This is a genomic window from Kitasatospora sp. NPDC088861, from assembly GCF_044750105.1.
Classification (GTDB): Bacteria; Actinomycetota; Actinomycetes; order Streptomycetales; family Streptomycetaceae; genus Kitasatospora.
In genome coordinates this window covers 212,669-229,813 of record NZ_JBIVJF010000011.1, presented here as the reverse complement: position 1 = coordinate 229,813, position 17,145 = coordinate 212,669, and the positions used below count along the sequence as shown (strand labels likewise).

Sequence of the window (17,145 nt, the reverse complement as noted above, 5' to 3'; positions counted from 1 at the left end):
GTTCACTCGGGCCGACGGGGCTGTTGAGCGGGGGCGACGGGACGCTCCTCCTGCCGACGCGCCGGGGCAGTCCAAACCGGCCTCAGGGAAGCTGAGTTGGGGTGGCCTTGTGGTCGGCAGGGGACAGATGATGGCGCTGTTCGAACGCGGGGTTCAAGCAGGTCATCTCCGGGCGCGCCCGGGTCGAACGGGGAGTTTTCGAGCACCGCGCCGCCGCGGCGGGTACGCCCTCCGGCCGGTCGCGAACGGCGGTCGGCAGGGCGGCGGAGCCCAGCGCACGGGCGGCCAGAGCCTGTTCGAGTGCGGTCGTCAGGCAGGCTGCGAGCCTGCTGCTGACGCCGGCGTGGGCGGCGGGGCCGCGCGGGGAGCGGCCGCCTCCGGCTTCACTCGTTCGGCTGGCCGGGCGGTCCAGGAGGTTTCCGCCAGCGGCCCGCCGGCGGGTTCCTGGGCATTCATAGCACGACCTTGTCATGTTCACATGTTGGCGCTGATCTCACCGCCGGTGCTGAGCACCATGTACACGCCGTTGGCGACGGCTCCGGCGTCCTGCTGGTTCGCCTCCAGCGTGCCGTTCACCGCGCCGTCGTTGCCGAGGATCTGCGCGCGGTAGTGGAGTTCGCCGATCTTCGTGACCTTGGCCGTCCAGCCGCCCGCGAGCTTGAACGTGCCCGGCCCCTGGTGTCCGCCGCCCATCCAGGAGTGGGCCGTGCCGTCCATCGAGAGCACGATGAACATGTCGTTGAAGTCGACCCCGGCGTCGGAGTCGTGCGTCTCCAGCGTGCCGTATTCCGTACCGTTGTTGACGATCTTGGCGACGTAGTTCTGGTTGCCGGTCGCGCGGATCTCGGCCGTGCTGCCGTCCACCAGCTTCTGGGTGCGGACCGGGGACGTCCCCTTGGGCGGGGCGGCCGGCGGCGTGGTGGTGTGGCGCGCGGTGGGCGTGGCAGCCGGTGGGGCGGTGCCGGGCGCGGGGGGCGCGGCCGGCGTGCTGGCCGGCGCGGTGGCGTCGGGAGGGGTGGGAGCGCTGGGCGCAGCGGCCGGCGGGGTGGTGCCCTGCGCGCTGGGCGTGGTGGGCGTGGCGGCCGGCGCGGCGGTCTGGTTCGCGGGGGACGGGCTGGAGCAAGCTGTCGCGGTGGACACCAGCAGGGCGGCCGCCAGGGCGGAACCTGCCAGCGTGCGGACGGCGGACGAGCGGCGGTTCGTTAAGGTCGACATGCGGTGCTCCTGAGCGAAGTACGGGTGAGGAACAGCGAGTTGCCTGTGGCCCCTCCTGCGGGGACAGGAGCAACGTGGCTGCGTACAGGAACGAAGTTAGTGTGAGCAGTCGACGAAACAGACCCTGCTATGTCACCAGACTGCTACGCCCTCCCCGCACCCTCATCTGCACCGCAGGCCCTCACCTGCACTGCAGGTCGGCGCGCCGCCGAACCGAAGCGGAAGGGTCCGGTTTCGGCCAGTTGTGCTGTTCATGTATACACGCATTCACATCTTCGGAATGCTGACCGCACATGCTGTCGGATCTACGGCAAGGAGAAGGTCATGCGTCGAATCGCAGCCATCGGCACCGGGGCGGCACTGCTCATGGGAGCGGGGCTGATCGCCGCGCCGTCAGCCTCGGCGATCTCCTACTGCGTCACCAACCAGGGCCAGAACTGGGGCTCCGTCAACTGCCAGACCAGCGCCCCGAAGAACCACTGGCAACTCGTCCTGATCTGTGAAAGCGACAGCGTCAAGGGCATCCGGCAGACGGTCAACGGCCGCTGGCACACCGGCGACGGCTCTGACATCCTGTACTGTCCCACGGGCTACAGTGCCGCCCTCGCCAACGTCAACAGCGACAACTGACTGGTGGGGGTGTGTACATGAGTGGCTTCCCGGGCGATCAGCGATCGCGGGCCGGGGCGTCACGCAATCCCTCCTCGAAGGCCGAGTGCGGGTACTGGTCGGTGCCGAATCCGGGCATTTCGAGCTTCTTGAGCTGCCCGCCGACGACGTGGGACACCAGCGGCACGGGCAGGGCGTCCGGCCAGAGGCCGGTCCGCTTGCCCTCGGAGAGGACGCGGCGGAACGCGCCGGTGGATCCCCGCAGGCTGCGGCCGTTCGCCTTGAGCTCCTCTGCGGCACACTCGCCTTCGCCTTCGACGACCTGAAGCAGGATCTGCTGCGCCCGGGGCGGCAGGCGGTCGTAGTACGAGCGGGCCCGCTCCGGTGTCCAGCGGTCATCGGGCAGCGCCGTCACGACGGCGTCCGGCATGGTGGCGAAGGCGAGCAGCTTCTCCAGCGCCTCGGGGGTCGGATTCTCCACGGTGATCGTGATCCTCATGGTTCGACACCCTTGCAGCCCCGGATCCTGAACACAAATAACCGCCGTAGATGTGTTGCAGACAAGAAGGCCCCTCCGAAGGCCCCTCCGAAGGCCCCTTCGAGTTGTCGAAGGGGCCTTCAGCGCGGTTGTGGGGCTGCTCCGCGACGTTTCACGCGCGTCGAGCAGGGCCGGTGACCTCCCAGGCCGCCTCGATCATCCGGAAGATCTCGTCCACCGCGGCCTCCGGATCGGCCGCCTCGCGGGCCAGCGTGTAGGCGTCGATCGCGAACCTCGCGATCGCCCGGCAGGCCGTCGTGGTCTGCGGCAGGCCGAGGTCGGTGGCGATGGCCGTGGCCAGCGAGTCCGCGTGGCGCAGCCTCATCGACTCCTCGTACTCCCGCAGGGCGGGTGATTCCTCGATCATGCGCCAGATCGGGGCGGCGGCGTCCGCCGTGCAATGGCGCACCAGGGCGTGGATCTCGTGGCGCAGCGCGGGGACGAGCGGCTCGTGCGGCGCCCGGGTGGTGGCCGCCCGGGTGAGGCGTTGCTCGAAGTCGTCGTCCCGCTCGAACACCAGGGCCTCTTTCGAGGCGAAGTGGGAGAAGAGCGTGGTGACGGCCACGTCGGCTTCGGCGGCCACGTCCCGGATTCCCACCGCGTCGTACCCGCGTTCCAGGAAGAGCCGCAGGGCGGCGTCGGCGATCTTCTCGCGGGTCGCGGCCTTCTTGCGTTCGCGGCGTCCGGGCGGCACGGTCATGCCCTCACGCTAGCAGATACGAAGGTGGAACAGTTACTAAACACTAACTGTTAGTGCTACGGTCGGCCGCATGAAGAACATGAAGAAGGTGAGCTTCGCCGAGTTCGGCGGGCCGGACGTTCTGCAGCTCGTCGACGCCGAGCGGCCCCACCCGGGCCCCGGTCAGATCCGCATCGCCGTACGGGCGGCGGGCGTCAACCCCGTCGACTGGAGGATCCGCGAAGGCCAGTTCCTCCAGGCCCATCCGATCGAGTTGCCCTCCGGCGTCGGGCAGGACGCCTCGGGGGTGGCGGACGAGGTCGGCGAGGGCGTCGAAGGGATCGAGGCCGGCGACCACGTGTTCGGCGAGGGCTTGAGCACCTACGCCGAGTTCGCCGTGCTGTCGGCCTGGGCCCGGATGCCCGAAGGGCTGACGTTCGAAGAGGCGGCCGGGTACCCCTCCGTGGTGGAGACCGCGCTGCGCATCATCCGTCAGGTCGGCGTGCGGCCCGGGCAGACGCTGCTGGCCAGTGGCGCTTCCGGCGGAGTCGGCTCGGCGGTGCTGCAGATCGCCCGCGACCGCGGCATCACGGTGATCGGCACGGCCGGGGCCGCGAACCAGGACTACCTGCGCAGCCTGGGTGCCGCCGCCACGACGTACGGCGAGGGCTGGGTCGAGCGGGTGCGGCAACTCGGCCAGGTCGACGCGGCGCTCGACCTGGCCGGTTCGGGCGTGATCCGCGAACTCGTCGAGCTGACGGGGGATCCGCAGAAGGTGATCTCCATCGCCGATCTCTCGGCGCCGCAGTTCGGCGTCCGGTTCTCCGGCGTGGCCGGGAGCATGCCGGAGGCGCTCGCCGAGGCCGTCGACCTCATCGCGCGGGGCAGGCTCCACATCCCGGTCGAGAAGTCGTACACGCTCGCCGAGGCCGCGGCGGCGCACATCGACAGCCACGCCGGCCACACGCGGGGGCGCCGGGTCGTGCTCGTCTGAGCCGATTTCCGCGCAGTCGTACGACCCGGTTCCCCCAGAGGCGTTCGTCAGCGGCCCGGGGCGTTCCCCGCCCACACGGAGGGCGTGCGGTGCGACCACGGGCTCGCTTGTTCGAGTTGTCCGGCGAGGCGGAAGAGGCGGCCTTCGCGGCCGTACCCGGCGGCGAACTGCATGCCGATCGGCAGTCCCGTCTCGGTGTCGGCCGTCAGCGGTACGGACATGGCGGGCGTGCCCGCCACGTTGAACGCCGCGGTGAACGGCGAGCGGTCGAGGAGGCGGTCGATCCAGCCGACCATGGCGGTGAGATTCGCCGCCATCAGACGGGCGTTGGCCAGGACGAACTCCTCCCAGCCGCCCCCGAGGTCGACCTCGGCCTCCTCCACCTGGTGTCCGAGGGATTCGAGCAGGCGCACGGTTCGGGAGAGGGCGTCGGCCACCGGTGCGGTGGTCCGGCGTCCTCCCCACGCCTGGGTGAGGACGCCGATCCGCAGCGAGCATCAAGTCCGTCGCCGAACTGCCCGACCGCTCCGACCCGGCACGGCAGGTGATCGAGGAGCACAAGGCCCGCCAGCTGCGCAGGCTGGTCGCCATGTGCGCCGAGGCCCGGCTGCCCGACCCGGCGCAGACCGCGGCCGAGATCACCTTCGTGCTCGAAGGGGCGCAGGTCTGCGCGCAGAACGGAAGCGTCGACCAGGCGGGGGAGCGCCTGATGAGGATCGTCGAGGGGATCGTGTCTAGAGGCTGAGCAGGCCGATGACGCGGCCGTCGTGGTCCACCACCGGCCACGCGTCCAGGCCGCGGGAGCGCATGGCGGCGGCCGCCGCGGTGGCGGGCATGTCGGTGGTGGCGAAGGGGGCGCGGTCGAGGACGATGTCGCGCACCGGGGTGCGCTCGGTGTACCAGGACCGGGCCTGGAACGGCGCGAGGTGCAGGCGGGTCAGCAGCCCGGCGCAGCGGCCGTCGTCGTCGCGGACGAGCAGGTGGTCGGTGCCGGAGCTCTGCAGGATGTCCATCGCGGTGTCGACCATGACATCGTCGCTGATCTGCAGTTCCGGGCCTTTCATGAGGTCGCCGACCGTGGTGGTGCTTGCGGGGTGGTCGAGGGCGATGGTCATGGGCGGACTCCTTCGTGTCGCTTCCGCCGGGGTCGGCGGTGATCGGGGCACTGGCGGAGGGGCGAGTGGGGGCTGGCGGCGTGCGTCGGAGCGGACCGTAGGGTCGGTTCCGGCTTCCGGGGTCGGCGGTCGCGGGAACCGGCGTGCCTCGGAGGGCCTGGGAGGGCCGCGCGGGCCCGGTGCGCACCGGGCGTCGGGCCCGCGTCGGGGTGCTACGCGGCGAGGGCGACGCGCCTGGGCGCCCGGCGGCGGCCGGAGGAGCCCTGGTTGTCGCGGCCGGAGGCCGCGCGGGTGTCGCCGCCGGTGGAGGCGGGGCGTCCGCGGCGGCCGCGGTTCGCGGCTGCGCTGCGGCGCGGACGCTCGACGACGGGGTCGGCGATGACGACGGGCACGCCGGTGGGGACGCGGGCGCCGGTGATGAGGGTCAGGTCCTCGTCGCCGGCGAGGACCCTGGTGGTGACGGGGGTGATGCCGGCGGTGGTCATCATGCGGGCCATCTGGCGGCGCTGGCTGGGCAGGACGAGGGTGACGACGGTGCCGGACTCGCCGGCCCGGGCGGTGCGGCCGCCCCGGTGGAGGTAGTCCTTGTGGTCGCTCGGCGGGTCCAGGTTGACGACCAGGTCGAGGCCGTCGACGTGGATGCCCCGGGCGGCGACGTTGGTGGCGATCAGCGCGGTGACCTGGCCGGTGCGGAACTGCTCCAGGGTGCGGTTGCGCTGGGGCTGGGACTTGCCGCCGTGCAGGGCCGCGGCCTTGACCCCGTTGGCGAGCAGGTCCTCGACCAGCGCGTCGGCACGGTCCCGGGTGTCGGTGAACATGATCACCCCGCCGTCGCGGGAGGCGATGTGGGCGATCGTGGTGTTCTTGTCGTGGTTCTGCACGTGCAGCACGTGGTGCTCCATGGTGCTGACCGCCGCCGCGGACGGGTCCACCGAGTGGGTGACCGGGTCGTTCAGGAACTGCCGCACGAGGCGGTCGACGTTGCGGTCCAGGGTGGCGGAGAACAGCATGGTCTGGCCGCCTTCGGCGACCTGTTCGAGGAGCTCGGTGACCTGGGGCAGGAAGCCCATGTCGGCCATCTGGTCGGCCTCGTCGAGGACGGTGACGCCGACCCCGTCCAGCTGGCAGTCGCCGCGCTGGATCAGGTCCTTGAGCCGGCCGGGGGTGGCCACCACGACCTCCGCCCCGCGGTTCAGCACCTGCGCCTGGCGGCCGATCGACATCCCGCCGACCACGGTCGCCATCCGCAGCCGCACCGAGTGCGCGTAGGGGGTGAGCGCCTCGGTGACCTGCTGCGCGAGCTCGCGGGTCGGGACCAGCACCAGGGCCAGCGGGCGGCGGGGTTCGGCCCGCTGCCCGGCGGTGCGGGCCAGGACGGCGAGACCGAAGGCGATGGTCTTGCCGGAGCCGGTGCGGCCCCGGCCGAGGACGTCGCGGCCGGCCAGCGAGTTCGGCAGCGTCGCGGCCTGGATGGGGAACGGCGAGGTGACGCCCTGGCGGGTCAGCGTCTTCAACAGGGCCGCGGGCATGTCCAGTTCGTCGAAGGACTCGACGGCCGGCAGCGCCGGGGTGGTGCTCACCGGCATCGCGAACTCGCCCTGCGGGGAGGAGTCCTGGCGGCGGCCCCGATCGGAGGGGCGCCGGCCGCCGGCCGGACGGGAGCCGTAGAAGGAGCTGCCGCCGGAGCGGGAGCCGGAACCGGAGCCGCCGCCGGAGCGGGAGCCGGAGGCGGAGCGGGAGTTGGCGTTCTGGTACGAGGAGCGACTGGAGCGGTTCACGTGGAAACCTTCCTCAGGGCGGCGCGTCACGAGGAAGGCCCCGTGGCGCGGGGCGCCGACGGAGACCGCAAGGGAACGGGCCGGAAGTGTGACGGGCGGGGCGTGGACGGTAGAACCGTGCGGCACGTCACCTACGGTCGGCGCTCACCGAGAGGGGTGGGAGCGAACGACCTCGAACCGTGAGCTGTCACGGCAGGGCGCCGATCCGGACGCGGCGCTGTGCGTCTCGCGTGGGGATGGCTGCCGGTGGCGGAGCCAGGGGGCCTGAACGGCCGGGAATGCGTCGTGACGCAAATGCCGAGGGGCCCGCACCGGGCAACATGTACGCGGTGCGGGCCCCTCGCTGCTAGGCGGGTGCCGTGGCAGAAAAACTACAGCGGACGAATGTTCTCGGCCTGCGGGCCCTTCTGACCCTGCGTGACGTCGAACTCGACCTTCTGGCCCTCGAGCAGCTCACGGAAGCCGTTGGCGTTGATGTTCGAGTAGTGGGCGAAGACGTCCGGGCCGCCACCCTCCTGCTCGATGAAGCCGAAGCCCTTTTCCGCGTTGAACCACTTCACAGTGCCATTAGCCATAAAAAAATCTCCTTCAAGGGGCTGTCCGAAGCCCGCACCATGCAGGCTCCGAGTCGCCGCGATGAGCACCCACCCGGGGAAGAGCCGGGAAACAAAAATGCGCCTGCGAAACATCAGCAGGCGCACACAAAGTTCATGGGAACCACTACTGCAACTAAAACGACTCTAGCAGGCTCCGGCCCGCCATGGGCGAATATTTCACCCCGGGTTTCGCGGGAGCCTCCCCCCGGGGGCCGCCGGCTTCGGAAAGACCGCCCTTGCGCTCTCGGGCGCATACGGCAGGAAGTGTCAATTCTGCCGTCTGAATGACGGGCTACGGGGAGTTCGCTCAAGCCGCACGGGGTGTTCCGAGACTTCGCACCTCCGGGTCCAGGTGATCAAGGCGCGGCCGGGTCTGCCGGCGGCGCCGGGAGCACGGGGGCGGTGGCGCGGCAGGTTGTCACGCGGCTGTGACACGGCGGGGCCCACGTCCCAAGGAGTTCCTCATGACGCGCCCGTAGGGTCGCGCACGACATGGCGGAGAAGCGGGAGGCGATGGAGATGCGGAAACTGGGGCACGGAACGCGGCTGATCGGGGTGAGCGTGATCGCCGGGATCGTGGCGGCGGGCATAGCCCTGCCCGCGGTGGCGGCCGTCGGGCTCGGCGCCCAGTCGGCGGCCGACGACTTCCAGAGCCTGCCCGACGACTTCAAGACCCCGGCGCTCTCACAGGCCTCGACGATCCTCGACGCGCAGGGCGGCACGATCGCCACCGTGTACGACCGCGACCGCACCGTCGTCCCGGCGGACCAGATGTCCCCGCTGGTGAAGACCGCACTCGTCGACATCGAGGACAACCGCTTCTACGAGCACGGCGCGATCGACCTCAAGGGCGTGCTGCGCGCCCTGGACAAGAACGCCACCTCCGGCGGCACCGCGCAGGGCGCGTCCACCCTGACCCAGCAGTACGTGAAGAACGTCTTCGTCGACGAGGCGGGCGACGACCCGCAGAAGGTGGCCGAGGCACAGCGCCAGACGATCGGCCGCAAGATCCAGGAACTGAAGTACGCGATCAAGGTCGAGGAGACCCTGAGCAAGGACCAGATCCTCACCAACTACCTGAACATCACCTTCTTCGGGGAGAAGGCCTACGGCATCGAGTCGGCAGCGCGGCGCTACTTCGGCGTGCACGCCAAGGACCTCACCTTGCCGCAGGCCGCGCTGCTCGCCGGCCTGGTGCAGTCGCCCACCGGCTACGACCCGACGGTCAACCCGACCGCGGCGAAGGACCGGCGCGACACCGTGCTGCGCAAGATGGCCGAGTACGGGCACATCACCAAGGAGCAGGCCCAGCAGGCCATCGCGACCCCGCTCGGGCTCAACGTCCAGGCGCCGCAGCAGGGCTGCATCCTGGCCAAGCAGGGCGAGGGCTTCTTCTGCGACTACGTGCGCCAGACGGTGCTCACCGATCCGGCCTTCGGCAAGTCGGCGGCCGAACGGCAGGCGGTGTGGAAGCGCGGCGGCCTCCAGATCCACACCACGCTCGACCCCAAGGCCCAGGCCTCGCTCTACGCCTCCGTCACCGCCCACGTGAACGCCGGCGACCAGGCCGCGACCGCGATGAGCATCGTCGAGCCGGGCACCGGCAAGATCCTCGCGATGGGCCAGAGCCGCCCGTACGGCGTCGACGGCAAGCAGCACCAGACCCAGATCAACTACAACGTCGGCAAGGCCATGGGCGGCGGGCTCGGCTTCCCGACCGGCTCGACGTTCAAACCGATCGTCGCCGCGGCGGCCCTGGAGAACGGCATCTCGCCGAGCCAGAGCTACACCACCGACTACAGCATCCCGTGGCCGGCGATGACGGACTGCTCCGGCGGCCGGTTCCCCTCGGCCGGGCAGGTGCACAACGACAGCCAGAGCCTCACCGGCCAGTTCGACATGAAGACGGCCATGGCACAGTCGGTCAACACCTACTTCGCCAAGCTGGAGGGCGACGCCGGGCTCTGCAACGTCGCCCGGATGACCAACGAGCTCGGCATCACCCAGCAGGCGGGCGGTGAGAAGCTCCAGGTCGTCCCGTCGATGACGCTCGGCAGCAACGACCTGACCCCGCTGGAGATGGCCGGCGTCTACGCGGCCTTCGCCGCCCACGGCACCTACTGCGCGCCGACCGCCATCGCCTCGGTGACCGGCCCCGACGGCAAGCAGCTCGCGGTGCCGCAGGCGAACTGCTCCGCCGTGATGTCGAACACGACCGCCGACACCGTCACCGCCATGCTCAAGGGCGTCGTCGAGGACGGCACCGGCCAGACCGCCGGCCTCAGCAGCCGCGACAGCGCCGGCAAGACCGGGACCACCGACGCGAGCCGCCAGGTCTGGTTCGTCGGCTACACCCCCGAGATGGCCGGCGCCACCGTCGTCAGCGACACCGACAACCCCAAGCCCCTGGACGGCCAGCGCATCGGCGGCACCGTCGTGGGCCAGGCCTTCGGCGGCACCCTGGCCAGCCCGATCTGGCGCGACGCCATGAACGGCGCCCTCGCCGACACCCCGGCCGGCACCTTCACCCCGGTGCAGCTGCCGTAGCGTGCTCGTTCTGAGCGGGGCCGCGCCGCCGGAATCCGGCGCGGCCCCGGCACCCGGCGGCGACCCCCACGGCCGCCTCCCGGCGGGTGGCCGCGCGCCCGCGTGGCGGCGTCGCCCGCCCGCAGGGGCCGAACGGGTCGTAGCGGCACCGGTCCAGCTTCCGGATGCCGTTCTGTCGCCCGTGCCCCGTCGATGGCGCCGGAATCCGTGAGCTCAGGCCCGGGGCTCGCCGGAATCCGTGAGCTCAGGCCCGGGGCTCGCCGGAATCCGTGAGCTCAGGCCCGGAGCGGCAGCCTCTGGGCGATCCGGGCCAGGTGGTCGAGGTGCTCGCCGCCGTGGTACCCGGCGTGCATGGGGTCGACGACCAGGTGTGTGGCGCCCGCCTCCGCCCACCTCCGGGCCCGCTCCTCGATCCCTTCGAGGCCGTACCGGAGTTCGACCGCGCCCTCCACTCCGATGTCGTCGGCCCGGCGACCGGCTCGCTCGGCGGCGGTGGCGATCGCCTCGATCTTCTGGGGGACGTCCGGCTTGAACTCGCCTCCGTGGTACCAGCCGTCGGCCATCCGTCCGATGCGGTCCAACACGATGTCGCTCCACCCGCCCATCCAGATCGGGATCGGTTGCTGGAGCGGCCGCGGTTCGAGGCCCACACCGACGACGCGGTCGAAGTCGCCTTCGAAGTCGACGATCTGACGGGTCCACAGGGCCCGGAGAAGCGACACCTGTTCCTCGATCCGCCGTCCGCGCGTCCGGAAGTCGGCGCCCATCGCCTCGTACTCGACCGGGTTCCAGCCCACGCCGATCCCGAGCCGCAGCCGGCCGCCGCTGAGGATGTCGGCCTGTGCGGCCTGCTTGGCGACGAGCGCCGTCTGCCGCTGTGGGCAGACCAGGACGCCGGTGGAGAAGCCGAGGTCCGGGCAGAGGGCCGAGAGATGGGCGATGGTGGTGAGCGGCTCGTGGAACGCGGTGTTGATCGAGTAGGCCGCCGCCGTCCGTTGCGCGCCGCCCGGGAACCGGGCGCCGTAGTCGGGCCGCGAGTCCGGGTCCACCCCCACCACGTGGTCGTTCACCACGAGGTAGGAGAAGCCGGTCCCGGCCGCTTGTAGGGCCCAATCGCGGATGACCGCACGATCCGAACCGATCTCCTGCGAGGGGAACCTGATGCCAGTCAGCATGGTCACTCCTGAGCGCTTCGTCTCGAAGACGTGCACGCTGCCGCGGAAGCGCGAACAGCGCCGTGACACGGTGAACAGGGCCGGTGGCCGTCGGGGGAGGGCCTCCGACACCCGCAGGCAGCCTGCGTAATCCAGGATACGACGATGTCAACGGCGCCTCTCCTCGGCGGTGCCGACTCAGAGGCCGCGCCCCTCCAGCGGCTCGCCGGACAGGCGCTGCGCCAGGTAGACCGGCACGACCGCCAGGACGATCAGCACCGAGGCCACGACGTCCACCACCGGGCCCTGGTTGGGCCGGGCCAGATTCTCGAAGATCCACAGCGGCAGCGTCCGGGTGCCGGGGCCCGCGGTGAAGGTGGTCACCACGATCTCGTCGAAGGAGAGCGCGAAGGCCAGCAGCGCCCCGGCGAGCAGCGCGCTGCGCACGGCCGGCAGCGTGACGTACCAGAAGGTCTGGAAGGTGTCCGCCCCGAGGTCCGCCGACGCCTCCTCGACCGACGGCGCGATGCGCCGCAGCCGCGCCGACACGTTGTTGAACACCACCACGATGCAGAAGGTGGCGTGCCCGACGACCACGGTGAACAGGCCGAAGCCCACCCCGAGCGGGGTCAGCACGGTGCGGAACGCGGCGTTGAGCGCGATGCCGGTGACGATGCCGGGCAGGGCGATCGGCAGGATCAGCAGGAAGGAGACCGACTGCCGGCCGAAGAACCGGTACCGGGTCGCGGCGAAGGCCGCCATGGTGCCCAGGACCAGCGCCACCGCGGTCGCGCCGAGCCCGGCCTTCAGCGACGTGGCCAGCGCCTCGCGCAGCCCGGTCTCCTGCCAGGCGGCCGTCCACCAGCGGGTGCTGAAGCCGGACGGCGGCCAGGCGAAGGAGCGCGAGGCGTTGAAGGAGTTCACCAGGACCAGCAGCAGCGGGGCGTAGATGACGGCGAACCCCAGGGCCGTCGCCGTCCGGAGCAGGATCCGGGCACCGCGGGAGAGTTGCATCAGGGCCTCGGCCTCACAGACTGTCCAGCGCGCCGGTGCGGCGCACGGCGAGCAGGTAGCCCACGATCAGCAGCACCGGGACGCAGGACACCGCGGCCGCCAGGGGCAGGTTCAGCGTCACGTTGGACGCGATGACGTTGCCGAGCATGGACGTGGTGCCGCCGACGATCTGCACCGTCAGGTAGTCGCCCAGGCTCAGCGAGAAGGTGAAGACCGACCCGGCGATGAGCGCCGGCCTGGCCAGCGGCAGTACCACCGTGCGCAGGGTCCGCCAGGGGCCGGCGCCGAGGTCCGCCGCCGCGGCGAGCAGGCTGTCGGGCAGCTGCCCGAACGCGGTGCACAGCGGCAGCACCATGTAGGGCAGCCACAGGTACGCGAGCACCATGACCACCGCCGGAACGCCGAAACCGGGGGAGTGCCCGCCGAAGGGGGCGGCGACCCAGTCCAGGGCACCGCCGTGGCTGAGCATCACCCACCAGGCGTAGGCCTTGACCAGGTAGCCGGCCCACAGCGGCGTCAGCACCGCCACCAGCAGCAGGCGCCGGCTCCCTGGCCGGGCCACCCGGGCGATGAAGAAGGCCATCGGGAGGGCGGCCACCGCGTCGATCACCGTCACCGACACCGCGATGCCCAGCGTGCGCACGGCGACCGTCCGGTACTGCGGATCGGTCAGCAGCGACCGGAAGTTGTCGACGGTCCAGCGCTGTTCGACGGCGGAGGTGAACGCGTTGGTGCTCCAGAACGCGGACAGCAGGAGGACCGCCAGCGAGCCGAGGTACGCCAGCACCAGCCAGGTCATCGGCGCCGCCAGCAGCGCCGCGAGCCGCAGACCGGGGCGCCGGTCCAGCAGCCCGGCCAACCGGCGCATCGGGGTGCGCGTCGGAGTGCGCGCGTCGGTGTGCGCCGGGGTGCGTGCCGCGGCGGGGGCGCTCACGAGCTCTTGATCCCGTTCCAGGCGGTGACCCACTGGGCGTACGCGGTGCAGTCGTCGCGGCCGCTGCCGTCGGCGCACTGCGCGGTGGGCGTCGTCCAGTAGTAGACGTCCTTCCACCAGTTCTCGTCGGTGGCGTGGTAGTCGGCGCAGAAGCCCGGGTTGTCGGTGATCTGCGCGCAGGCCTTCGAGTTGGCCGGGGCCTCGCCGAAGTACTCGGCGACCTGCGCGTTGGCCGACGGCGAGACGATGTAGTCCATCCACGCGTAGGCGCAGTTGGGGTGCTGGGCGTGCGACGAGACCATCCAGGTGTCGGACCAGCCGGTGGAACCCTCGACGGGCAGGATCGCCTGCGTCCTCACCCTGCCCTCGGCGGCGACCGCCCGCTGGATCACCTCCCAGGTGGTGCCGATCAGGGCGTCGCCGGAGTCGAACGCCGCCTGCTCCTTGGTGTAGTCGCTCCAGTAGGAACCGACCTGCTTCTTCTGGACCTTGAGCAGCGCCACCGCGGCGTCCAGTTGGGAGGAGGTGAGGGCGTAGGGGTTCCTGATGCCGAGCTCGGGCTTGGTCCTCATCAGGTACAGCGCGGCATCGGCGATGTAGATCGGGCTGTCGTACGCGGTGAGGTGCCCGGCGTAGGGCGAGTCCGGGGTGAAGACCGCACCCCAGGAGGTCGGCGCGGGGGTGACCTTGTCGGTGTTGTACATCAGCAGGTTGGCGCCGCGCCCGTGCGGGATTCCGTACGGCACGTCCTTGACCGAGTTCCACGGGCGGTTCTTCAACCCGGGATAGACATCGGCGTAGTTGGGGACGAGCGCGGTATTGACCGGCGCGACGTCGCCACCCGCGATCAGGCGCAGCGTCGCGTCGCCGGAAGCCGAGACGGTGTCGTACTGGCCGGTCTTCATCAGCGCGACCATCTCGTCCGAGGTGCCCGCCACCTTCAGGTTCACCTTGCAGCCGGTCTGCCGGGTGAACGGGGTGACCCAGTCGACGGCCTTGTTGTCCTGCCCGTACTCGACGTAGCCGGCCCAGGCGACGATGTTGACGGTGCCCTCGCCCGGGCCGAGGGACTTCTGCGCGGGGATGTCCGGTGCGGTGAACCCGCTGCCCGTGCCGCCGCCGCCGGAGTTCGACGCGCACGCCACGGGAAGCAGCAGGGCGGCCGCGGCCGCCAGGGCGCTCAGGGGGCGGCGGCGGACGGGGCGGCGGCGGACGGGGCGGCGAAGCAGGGTCCGGCGGCGTAGGGGGCGTGTGGTGCTCATGAACTCGATCGCTTTCGTCAAGGGTTGTTCGTCAAGGGTTGAGGGTCAGGAGTTGACGCGGGTCAAGGGTTGATACGGACGGTGTGCTGTCGCCGCCAGGCCAGGAGGACGCTCGCCCCCCGGCGGCGGGAGACATCGGCACCGGAGGCGTCGGTACCGGAGGCGTCGAGACCGGAGCCGTCGAGGTTCTGCCGGACGGCCACCAGCCGCCCGCCCGCCGCCAGGTCGACCAGGAAGCGGGTCTGCGCGCCGGCGTAGACGACCTCGCCGATCGTCCCGGTGACGCCGTACTCGTCGGGCCCCGTCAGGTCGTCCGGACGGGCGATGCGGATCTTCTCGGGGCGCACCGAGTACGTCCCGGGCCGGCCGAAGACCTGCTCGGCGCAGGCGCCCCGGAGCAGGTTCGAGGTGCCGACGAAGCCCGCCACGAACGCGGTGGCCGGTCGCTCGTACACCTCGGCGGGAGTGCCGACCTGCTCGATCCGGCCGGCGTTGAGGACCGCGATCCGGTCGCTCATCGTGAGCGCCTCGTCCTGGTCGTGGGTGACGAGGACGAAGGTGATCCCGGCCTCGCGTTGGATCTGCTGGAGTTCGAGCTGCATCTCCAGCCGGAGCTTCAGGTCGAGGGCGCCGAGCGGCTCGTCGAGCAGCAGTACGGACGGGCGGTTGACCAGCGCCCGGGCCAGCGCGACCCGCTGGCGCTGCCCGCCGGACAGTTCGGCGGGGCGCCGGTCACCGAAGGAGGGCAACTGCACGCTCGCCAGCGCCTCGGCCACCCGTGCGGCCCGCTCCGCCCGCGGCACCCGCTTGACCTTCAGCCCGTACTCGACGTTCTGCCACACCGACAGATGCGGAAAGAGGGCGTAATCCTGGAACACCGTGTTGACGTCGCGGTCGAACGCGGGCAATCCGGTGACGTCGACCCCGCCCACCAGCACCCGGCCGGCGCTCGGCGCCTCGAAGCCCGCGATCATGCGCAGTACCGTGGTCTTGCCCGACCCGGACGGCCCGAGCATCGAGAAGAACTCGCCCGGCCTGATCTCCAGATCGATCCCGTCCACAGCGCTGACCACGCCGAACGCCTTGCTGACCCCGGACAACGCGACCGCACCGGGCGCGGGCGGACGGCCGGCCGAACGGCCCGACGAACGGCCCGACGTACGCTCCGGCGGGCTCGGGAAGGAACCGGCGGACGGACTGGGAACTGGGCTGGACGTCATCCGCACCTCGGTCTCGCGGTCTCTGCTGTCGGATCCGCGACTGCTGAATCCTCTGAACCTTCGACTGAAGCAGAAAAGCCACCGGTCCGGGTGGCGGCGGCCCACCGGCCTCGGGGGCCGTCAGCGCGATGACGGTGGCGTGCCGGTGATTGTCAGCCCGATGACGGCGAGGTCCGACACCTTCGAGAGGTCCGGCCTTGCCCCTCCTCACCCGAATTCACGTTCACATCAGCCGAATTCACGTCCACGTCCACGTCCAAGGAGCGCACATGACGATCACCATCCGACCGGGAAGCACCGTGATGTTCACCGGCGACTCGATCACCGACTGCCAGCGGCTGCAGAGCGAAGACGGCCTCGGCTACGGCTACCCGCTGCGCGTCGCGGGAGAGTGGGGACTTCGGCACCCGGACCGCACCGTGACCTGGCTGAACACCGGGAACGCGGGAGACAAGGTGATGAACCTCGAAGCCCGCTGGCAGACCGACGTGCTCGACGCCCGACCGGACGTGGTGTCGATCCTCGTCGGAGTCAACGACATGGGCTGGCACACGCTGGACCCGGAGGGGCGCGTGATCCCCGCGGAGGAGTTCGAAGCGGGCTACGACCGCCTGCTCGCGCCCCTCGCCGAGGCGGGCGCACAGCTGATCCTCATCGAGCCGTTCCTCCTGCCGATCCACGACGTCATCGAGGCCGGCGCCGCCCTCATCGGAGCGGAAGAACGACGGCAATGGCGCACCGACCTGGACCCCAAGATCCAGGCCGTGCGCCAACTCGCCCGCACCTACGGCGCGCACCTGCTCGCCGCCGACGGCATGTTCGCCGAGCTCGCCGCCGCGGCCGGCCCGGAGCACTGGTCCGAGGACGGCGTCCACCCGACGCCCGCCGGCCACGCCGCACTCGCGGCAGCCTGGCTGCGCCTGGTCACCTGACCGCGCCCCGCGACCACCCGCGACAGCGGCGGTCGCGGGGAGATCCAAGGGCCCCAGGCCAGCCTCACCAGAGCCAGGGAGGAACGCCGTTGCTCGCCCAGACCTGAATGCCCGTGCGGGACAGCTTCGTCAGGGAAGCTCGCGGCGCACCAGCACACGGGCAGCAGGCTCCCCGGTGAGCCGGGCGTGTGCCATCCGTTCGCGCACCTCGCCGAGCGTGCGTGGCCGGTAGCCGGGGCCACCGCAGCAGCCCTTGTGGAATCGGACCCCCGCGTGCAGCAGCACGGAGAGCGTCCGCCAACCGGCGGCGTCCCGTCGACGCGGTGCCGCGAAGGCGGACCCGACGTGGATCAGAGCCTCGGTGCAACGCGGGCAGCGCCGTTCGTGCGTCCCGGGGTAGGGCTGCTTGTACGAGGCCCGGCAGGGCAGACAGACGTACGAGGTCCTTGCATGGGCCATGAGGCCAGACTATGCGTCGGCGGCCGTCGAGCCGACCGGATTTCCTCCCGTCCGGCCTCAGGGAAGCCATGTCTCGGGCGGTTCCTGGCGGCTCCCGGC

Annotated in this window: 16 protein-coding genes and 2 pseudogenes; 5 read left to right on the top strand and 13 right to left on the bottom strand. The window is 71.1% G+C overall.

All coding sequences use genetic code 11. The features are described 5' to 3' along the window. Positions 1–474: 474 nt before the first annotated feature. Positions 475–1,215 carry a hypothetical protein gene (locus ACIP37_RS20735; RefSeq protein ID WP_363583301.1) on the bottom strand — a complete coding sequence of 247 codons (741 nt, stop codon included), beginning with the start codon at positions 1,213–1,215 and terminating at the stop codon, positions 475–477. 324 nt (positions 1,216–1,539) lie between these two features. Between ACIP37_RS20735 and ACIP37_RS20730 the strand changes: the two genes are divergently transcribed. Continuing rightward, complete coding sequence (locus ACIP37_RS20730; RefSeq protein ID WP_363583303.1) at positions 1,540–1,845, top strand: hypothetical protein; 306 nt, start codon at positions 1,540–1,542, stop codon at positions 1,843–1,845. Positions 1,846–1,882: 37 nt separating this feature from the next. Here ACIP37_RS20730 and ACIP37_RS20725 read toward each other — a convergent pair whose 3' ends face one another. Continuing rightward, positions 1,883–2,323, bottom strand: a complete 441-nt coding sequence (locus ACIP37_RS20725) for a hypothetical protein (protein WP_363629924.1) — start codon at positions 2,321–2,323, stop codon at positions 1,883–1,885. Between the two features lie 151 nt (positions 2,324–2,474). Further along, positions 2,475–3,062, bottom strand: a complete 588-nt coding sequence (locus ACIP37_RS20720) for a TetR/AcrR family transcriptional regulator (RefSeq protein WP_400844211.1) — start codon at positions 3,060–3,062, stop codon at positions 2,475–2,477. Positions 3,063–3,141: 79 nt separating this feature from the next. Here ACIP37_RS20720 and ACIP37_RS20715 point away from each other — a divergent pair, with 79 nt between their 5' ends. Further along, positions 3,142–4,035 carry an NADP-dependent oxidoreductase gene (locus tag ACIP37_RS20715; RefSeq protein ID WP_400844221.1) on the top strand — a complete coding sequence of 298 codons (894 nt, stop codon included), beginning with the start codon at positions 3,142–3,144 and terminating at the stop codon, positions 4,033–4,035. A 47-nt stretch (positions 4,036–4,082) separates the two neighbouring features. On the opposite strand, the pseudogene ACIP37_RS20710 reads toward ACIP37_RS20715, so the two are convergent. Further along, positions 4,083–4,526, bottom strand: a pseudogene (locus ACIP37_RS20710) (amidase family protein); the annotation flags it as partial. A 5-nt stretch (positions 4,527–4,531) separates the two neighbouring features. On the opposite strand from ACIP37_RS20710, the pseudogene ACIP37_RS20705 reads away from it, so the two are divergent. Next, a pseudogene (locus ACIP37_RS20705) lies at positions 4,532–4,780 on the top strand (TetR family transcriptional regulator); the annotation flags it as partial. Here the strand turns inward: ACIP37_RS20705 and ACIP37_RS20700 are convergent. The 3 genes from ACIP37_RS20700 to ACIP37_RS20690 form a co-directional block, all read right to left on the bottom strand. Beyond that, a complete protein-coding gene (locus tag ACIP37_RS20700; RefSeq protein ID WP_363583313.1) occupies positions 4,770–5,150 on the bottom strand; it encodes a CBS domain-containing protein in 381 nt (126 codons plus the stop codon). The pseudogene ACIP37_RS20705 and the gene ACIP37_RS20700 sit on opposite strands and share 11 nt — an antisense overlap. 212 nt (positions 5,151–5,362) lie before the next feature. Beyond that, positions 5,363–6,928, bottom strand: a complete 1,566-nt coding sequence (locus ACIP37_RS20695) for a DEAD/DEAH box helicase (RefSeq protein ID WP_400844208.1) — start codon at positions 6,926–6,928, stop codon at positions 5,363–5,365. Between the two features lie 371 nt (positions 6,929–7,299). Continuing rightward, complete coding sequence (locus tag ACIP37_RS20690) at positions 7,300–7,503, bottom strand: cold-shock protein (protein WP_030918248.1); 204 nt, start codon at positions 7,501–7,503, stop codon at positions 7,300–7,302. Between the two features lie 513 nt (positions 7,504–8,016). Between ACIP37_RS20690 and ACIP37_RS20685 the strand changes: the two genes are divergently transcribed. Beyond that, positions 8,017–10,071 carry a transglycosylase domain-containing protein gene (locus tag ACIP37_RS20685; protein WP_400844205.1) on the top strand — a complete coding sequence of 685 codons (2,055 nt, stop codon included), beginning with the start codon at positions 8,017–8,019 and terminating at the stop codon, positions 10,069–10,071. A gap of 275 nt (positions 10,072–10,346) precedes the next feature. On the opposite strand, the gene ACIP37_RS20680 is transcribed toward ACIP37_RS20685, so the two are convergent. From ACIP37_RS20680 to ACIP37_RS20660, 5 genes are all read right to left on the bottom strand, one after another. Beyond that, positions 10,347–11,246, bottom strand: coding sequence for an LLM class F420-dependent oxidoreductase (locus ACIP37_RS20680; RefSeq protein ID WP_363629932.1), 900 nt, complete (start codon positions 11,244–11,246; stop codon positions 10,347–10,349). Between the two features lie 177 nt (positions 11,247–11,423). Beyond that, positions 11,424–12,239, bottom strand: a complete 816-nt coding sequence (locus ACIP37_RS20675) for an ABC transporter permease (protein ID WP_363583321.1) — start codon at positions 12,237–12,239, stop codon at positions 11,424–11,426. A 13-nt stretch (positions 12,240–12,252) separates the two neighbouring features. Continuing rightward, positions 12,253–13,107: an ABC transporter permease gene (locus ACIP37_RS20670; RefSeq protein WP_363630080.1), complete on the bottom strand. Its 855-nt coding sequence runs from the start codon at positions 13,105–13,107 to the stop codon at positions 12,253–12,255. 62 nt (positions 13,108–13,169) lie between these two features. Beyond that, positions 13,170–14,435: an ABC transporter substrate-binding protein gene (locus ACIP37_RS20665; RefSeq protein WP_400808451.1), complete on the bottom strand. Its 1,266-nt coding sequence runs from the start codon at positions 14,433–14,435 to the stop codon at positions 13,170–13,172. 62 nt (positions 14,436–14,497) lie between these two features. Then, on the bottom strand, positions 14,498–15,508 hold the full coding sequence (locus ACIP37_RS20660) for an ABC transporter ATP-binding protein (protein WP_400808448.1): 1,011 nt from the start codon (positions 15,506–15,508) through the stop codon (positions 14,498–14,500). A gap of 416 nt (positions 15,509–15,924) precedes the next feature. On the opposite strand from ACIP37_RS20660, the gene ACIP37_RS20655 reads away from it, so the two are divergent. Continuing rightward, entirely contained in the window at positions 15,925–16,587 is a 663-nt protein-coding gene (locus ACIP37_RS20655) for a GDSL-type esterase/lipase family protein (RefSeq protein WP_400808445.1), read from the top strand. A gap of 129 nt (positions 16,588–16,716) precedes the next feature. On the opposite strand, the gene ACIP37_RS20650 is transcribed toward ACIP37_RS20655, so the two are convergent. Next, entirely contained in the window at positions 16,717–17,046 is a 330-nt protein-coding gene (locus ACIP37_RS20650; RefSeq protein WP_363629942.1) for a deoxyxylulose-5-phosphate synthase, read from the bottom strand. Positions 17,047–17,145 lie beyond the last annotated feature (99 nt).

What these genes read in the sequence shown, in the direction of transcription:
- ACIP37_RS20685 (WP_400844205.1), top strand. Translation starts at nt 8,017, where the DNA reads ATGGCGGAGAAGCGGGAGGCGATGGAGATGCGGAAACTGGGGCACGGA.
- ACIP37_RS20725 (WP_363629924.1), bottom strand. Translation starts at nt 2,323, where the DNA reads ATGAGGATCACGATCACCGTGGAGAATCCGACCCCCGAGGCGCTGGAG.
- ACIP37_RS20690 (WP_030918248.1), bottom strand. Translation starts at nt 7,503, where the DNA reads ATGGCTAATGGCACTGTGAAGTGGTTCAACGCGGAAAAGGGCTTCGGC.
- ACIP37_RS20655 (WP_400808445.1), top strand. Translation starts at nt 15,925, where the DNA reads ATGACGATCACCATCCGACCGGGAAGCACCGTGATGTTCACCGGCGAC.
- ACIP37_RS20675 (WP_363583321.1), bottom strand. Translation starts at nt 12,239, where the DNA reads ATGCAACTCTCCCGCGGTGCCCGGATCCTGCTCCGGACGGCGACGGCC.
- ACIP37_RS20680 (WP_363629932.1), bottom strand. Translation starts at nt 11,246, where the DNA reads ATGCTGACTGGCATCAGGTTCCCCTCGCAGGAGATCGGTTCGGATCGT.
- ACIP37_RS20720 (WP_400844211.1), bottom strand. Translation starts at nt 3,062, where the DNA reads ATGACCGTGCCGCCCGGACGCCGCGAACGCAAGAAGGCCGCGACCCGC.
- ACIP37_RS20735 (WP_363583301.1), bottom strand. Translation starts at nt 1,215, where the DNA reads ATGTCGACCTTAACGAACCGCCGCTCGTCCGCCGTCCGCACGCTGGCA.
- ACIP37_RS20700 (WP_363583313.1), bottom strand. Translation starts at nt 5,150, where the DNA reads ATGACCATCGCCCTCGACCACCCCGCAAGCACCACCACGGTCGGCGAC.
- ACIP37_RS20650 (WP_363629942.1), bottom strand. Translation starts at nt 17,046, where the DNA reads ATGGCCCATGCAAGGACCTCGTACGTCTGTCTGCCCTGCCGGGCCTCG.
- ACIP37_RS20665 (WP_400808451.1), bottom strand. Translation starts at nt 14,435, where the DNA reads ATGAGCACCACACGCCCCCTACGCCGCCGGACCCTGCTTCGCCGCCCC.
- ACIP37_RS20730 (WP_363583303.1), top strand. Translation starts at nt 1,540, where the DNA reads ATGCGTCGAATCGCAGCCATCGGCACCGGGGCGGCACTGCTCATGGGA.
- ACIP37_RS20715 (WP_400844221.1), top strand. Translation starts at nt 3,142, where the DNA reads ATGAAGAAGGTGAGCTTCGCCGAGTTCGGCGGGCCGGACGTTCTGCAG.
- ACIP37_RS20670 (WP_363630080.1), bottom strand. Translation starts at nt 13,107, where the DNA reads ATGCGCCGGTTGGCCGGGCTGCTGGACCGGCGCCCCGGTCTGCGGCTC.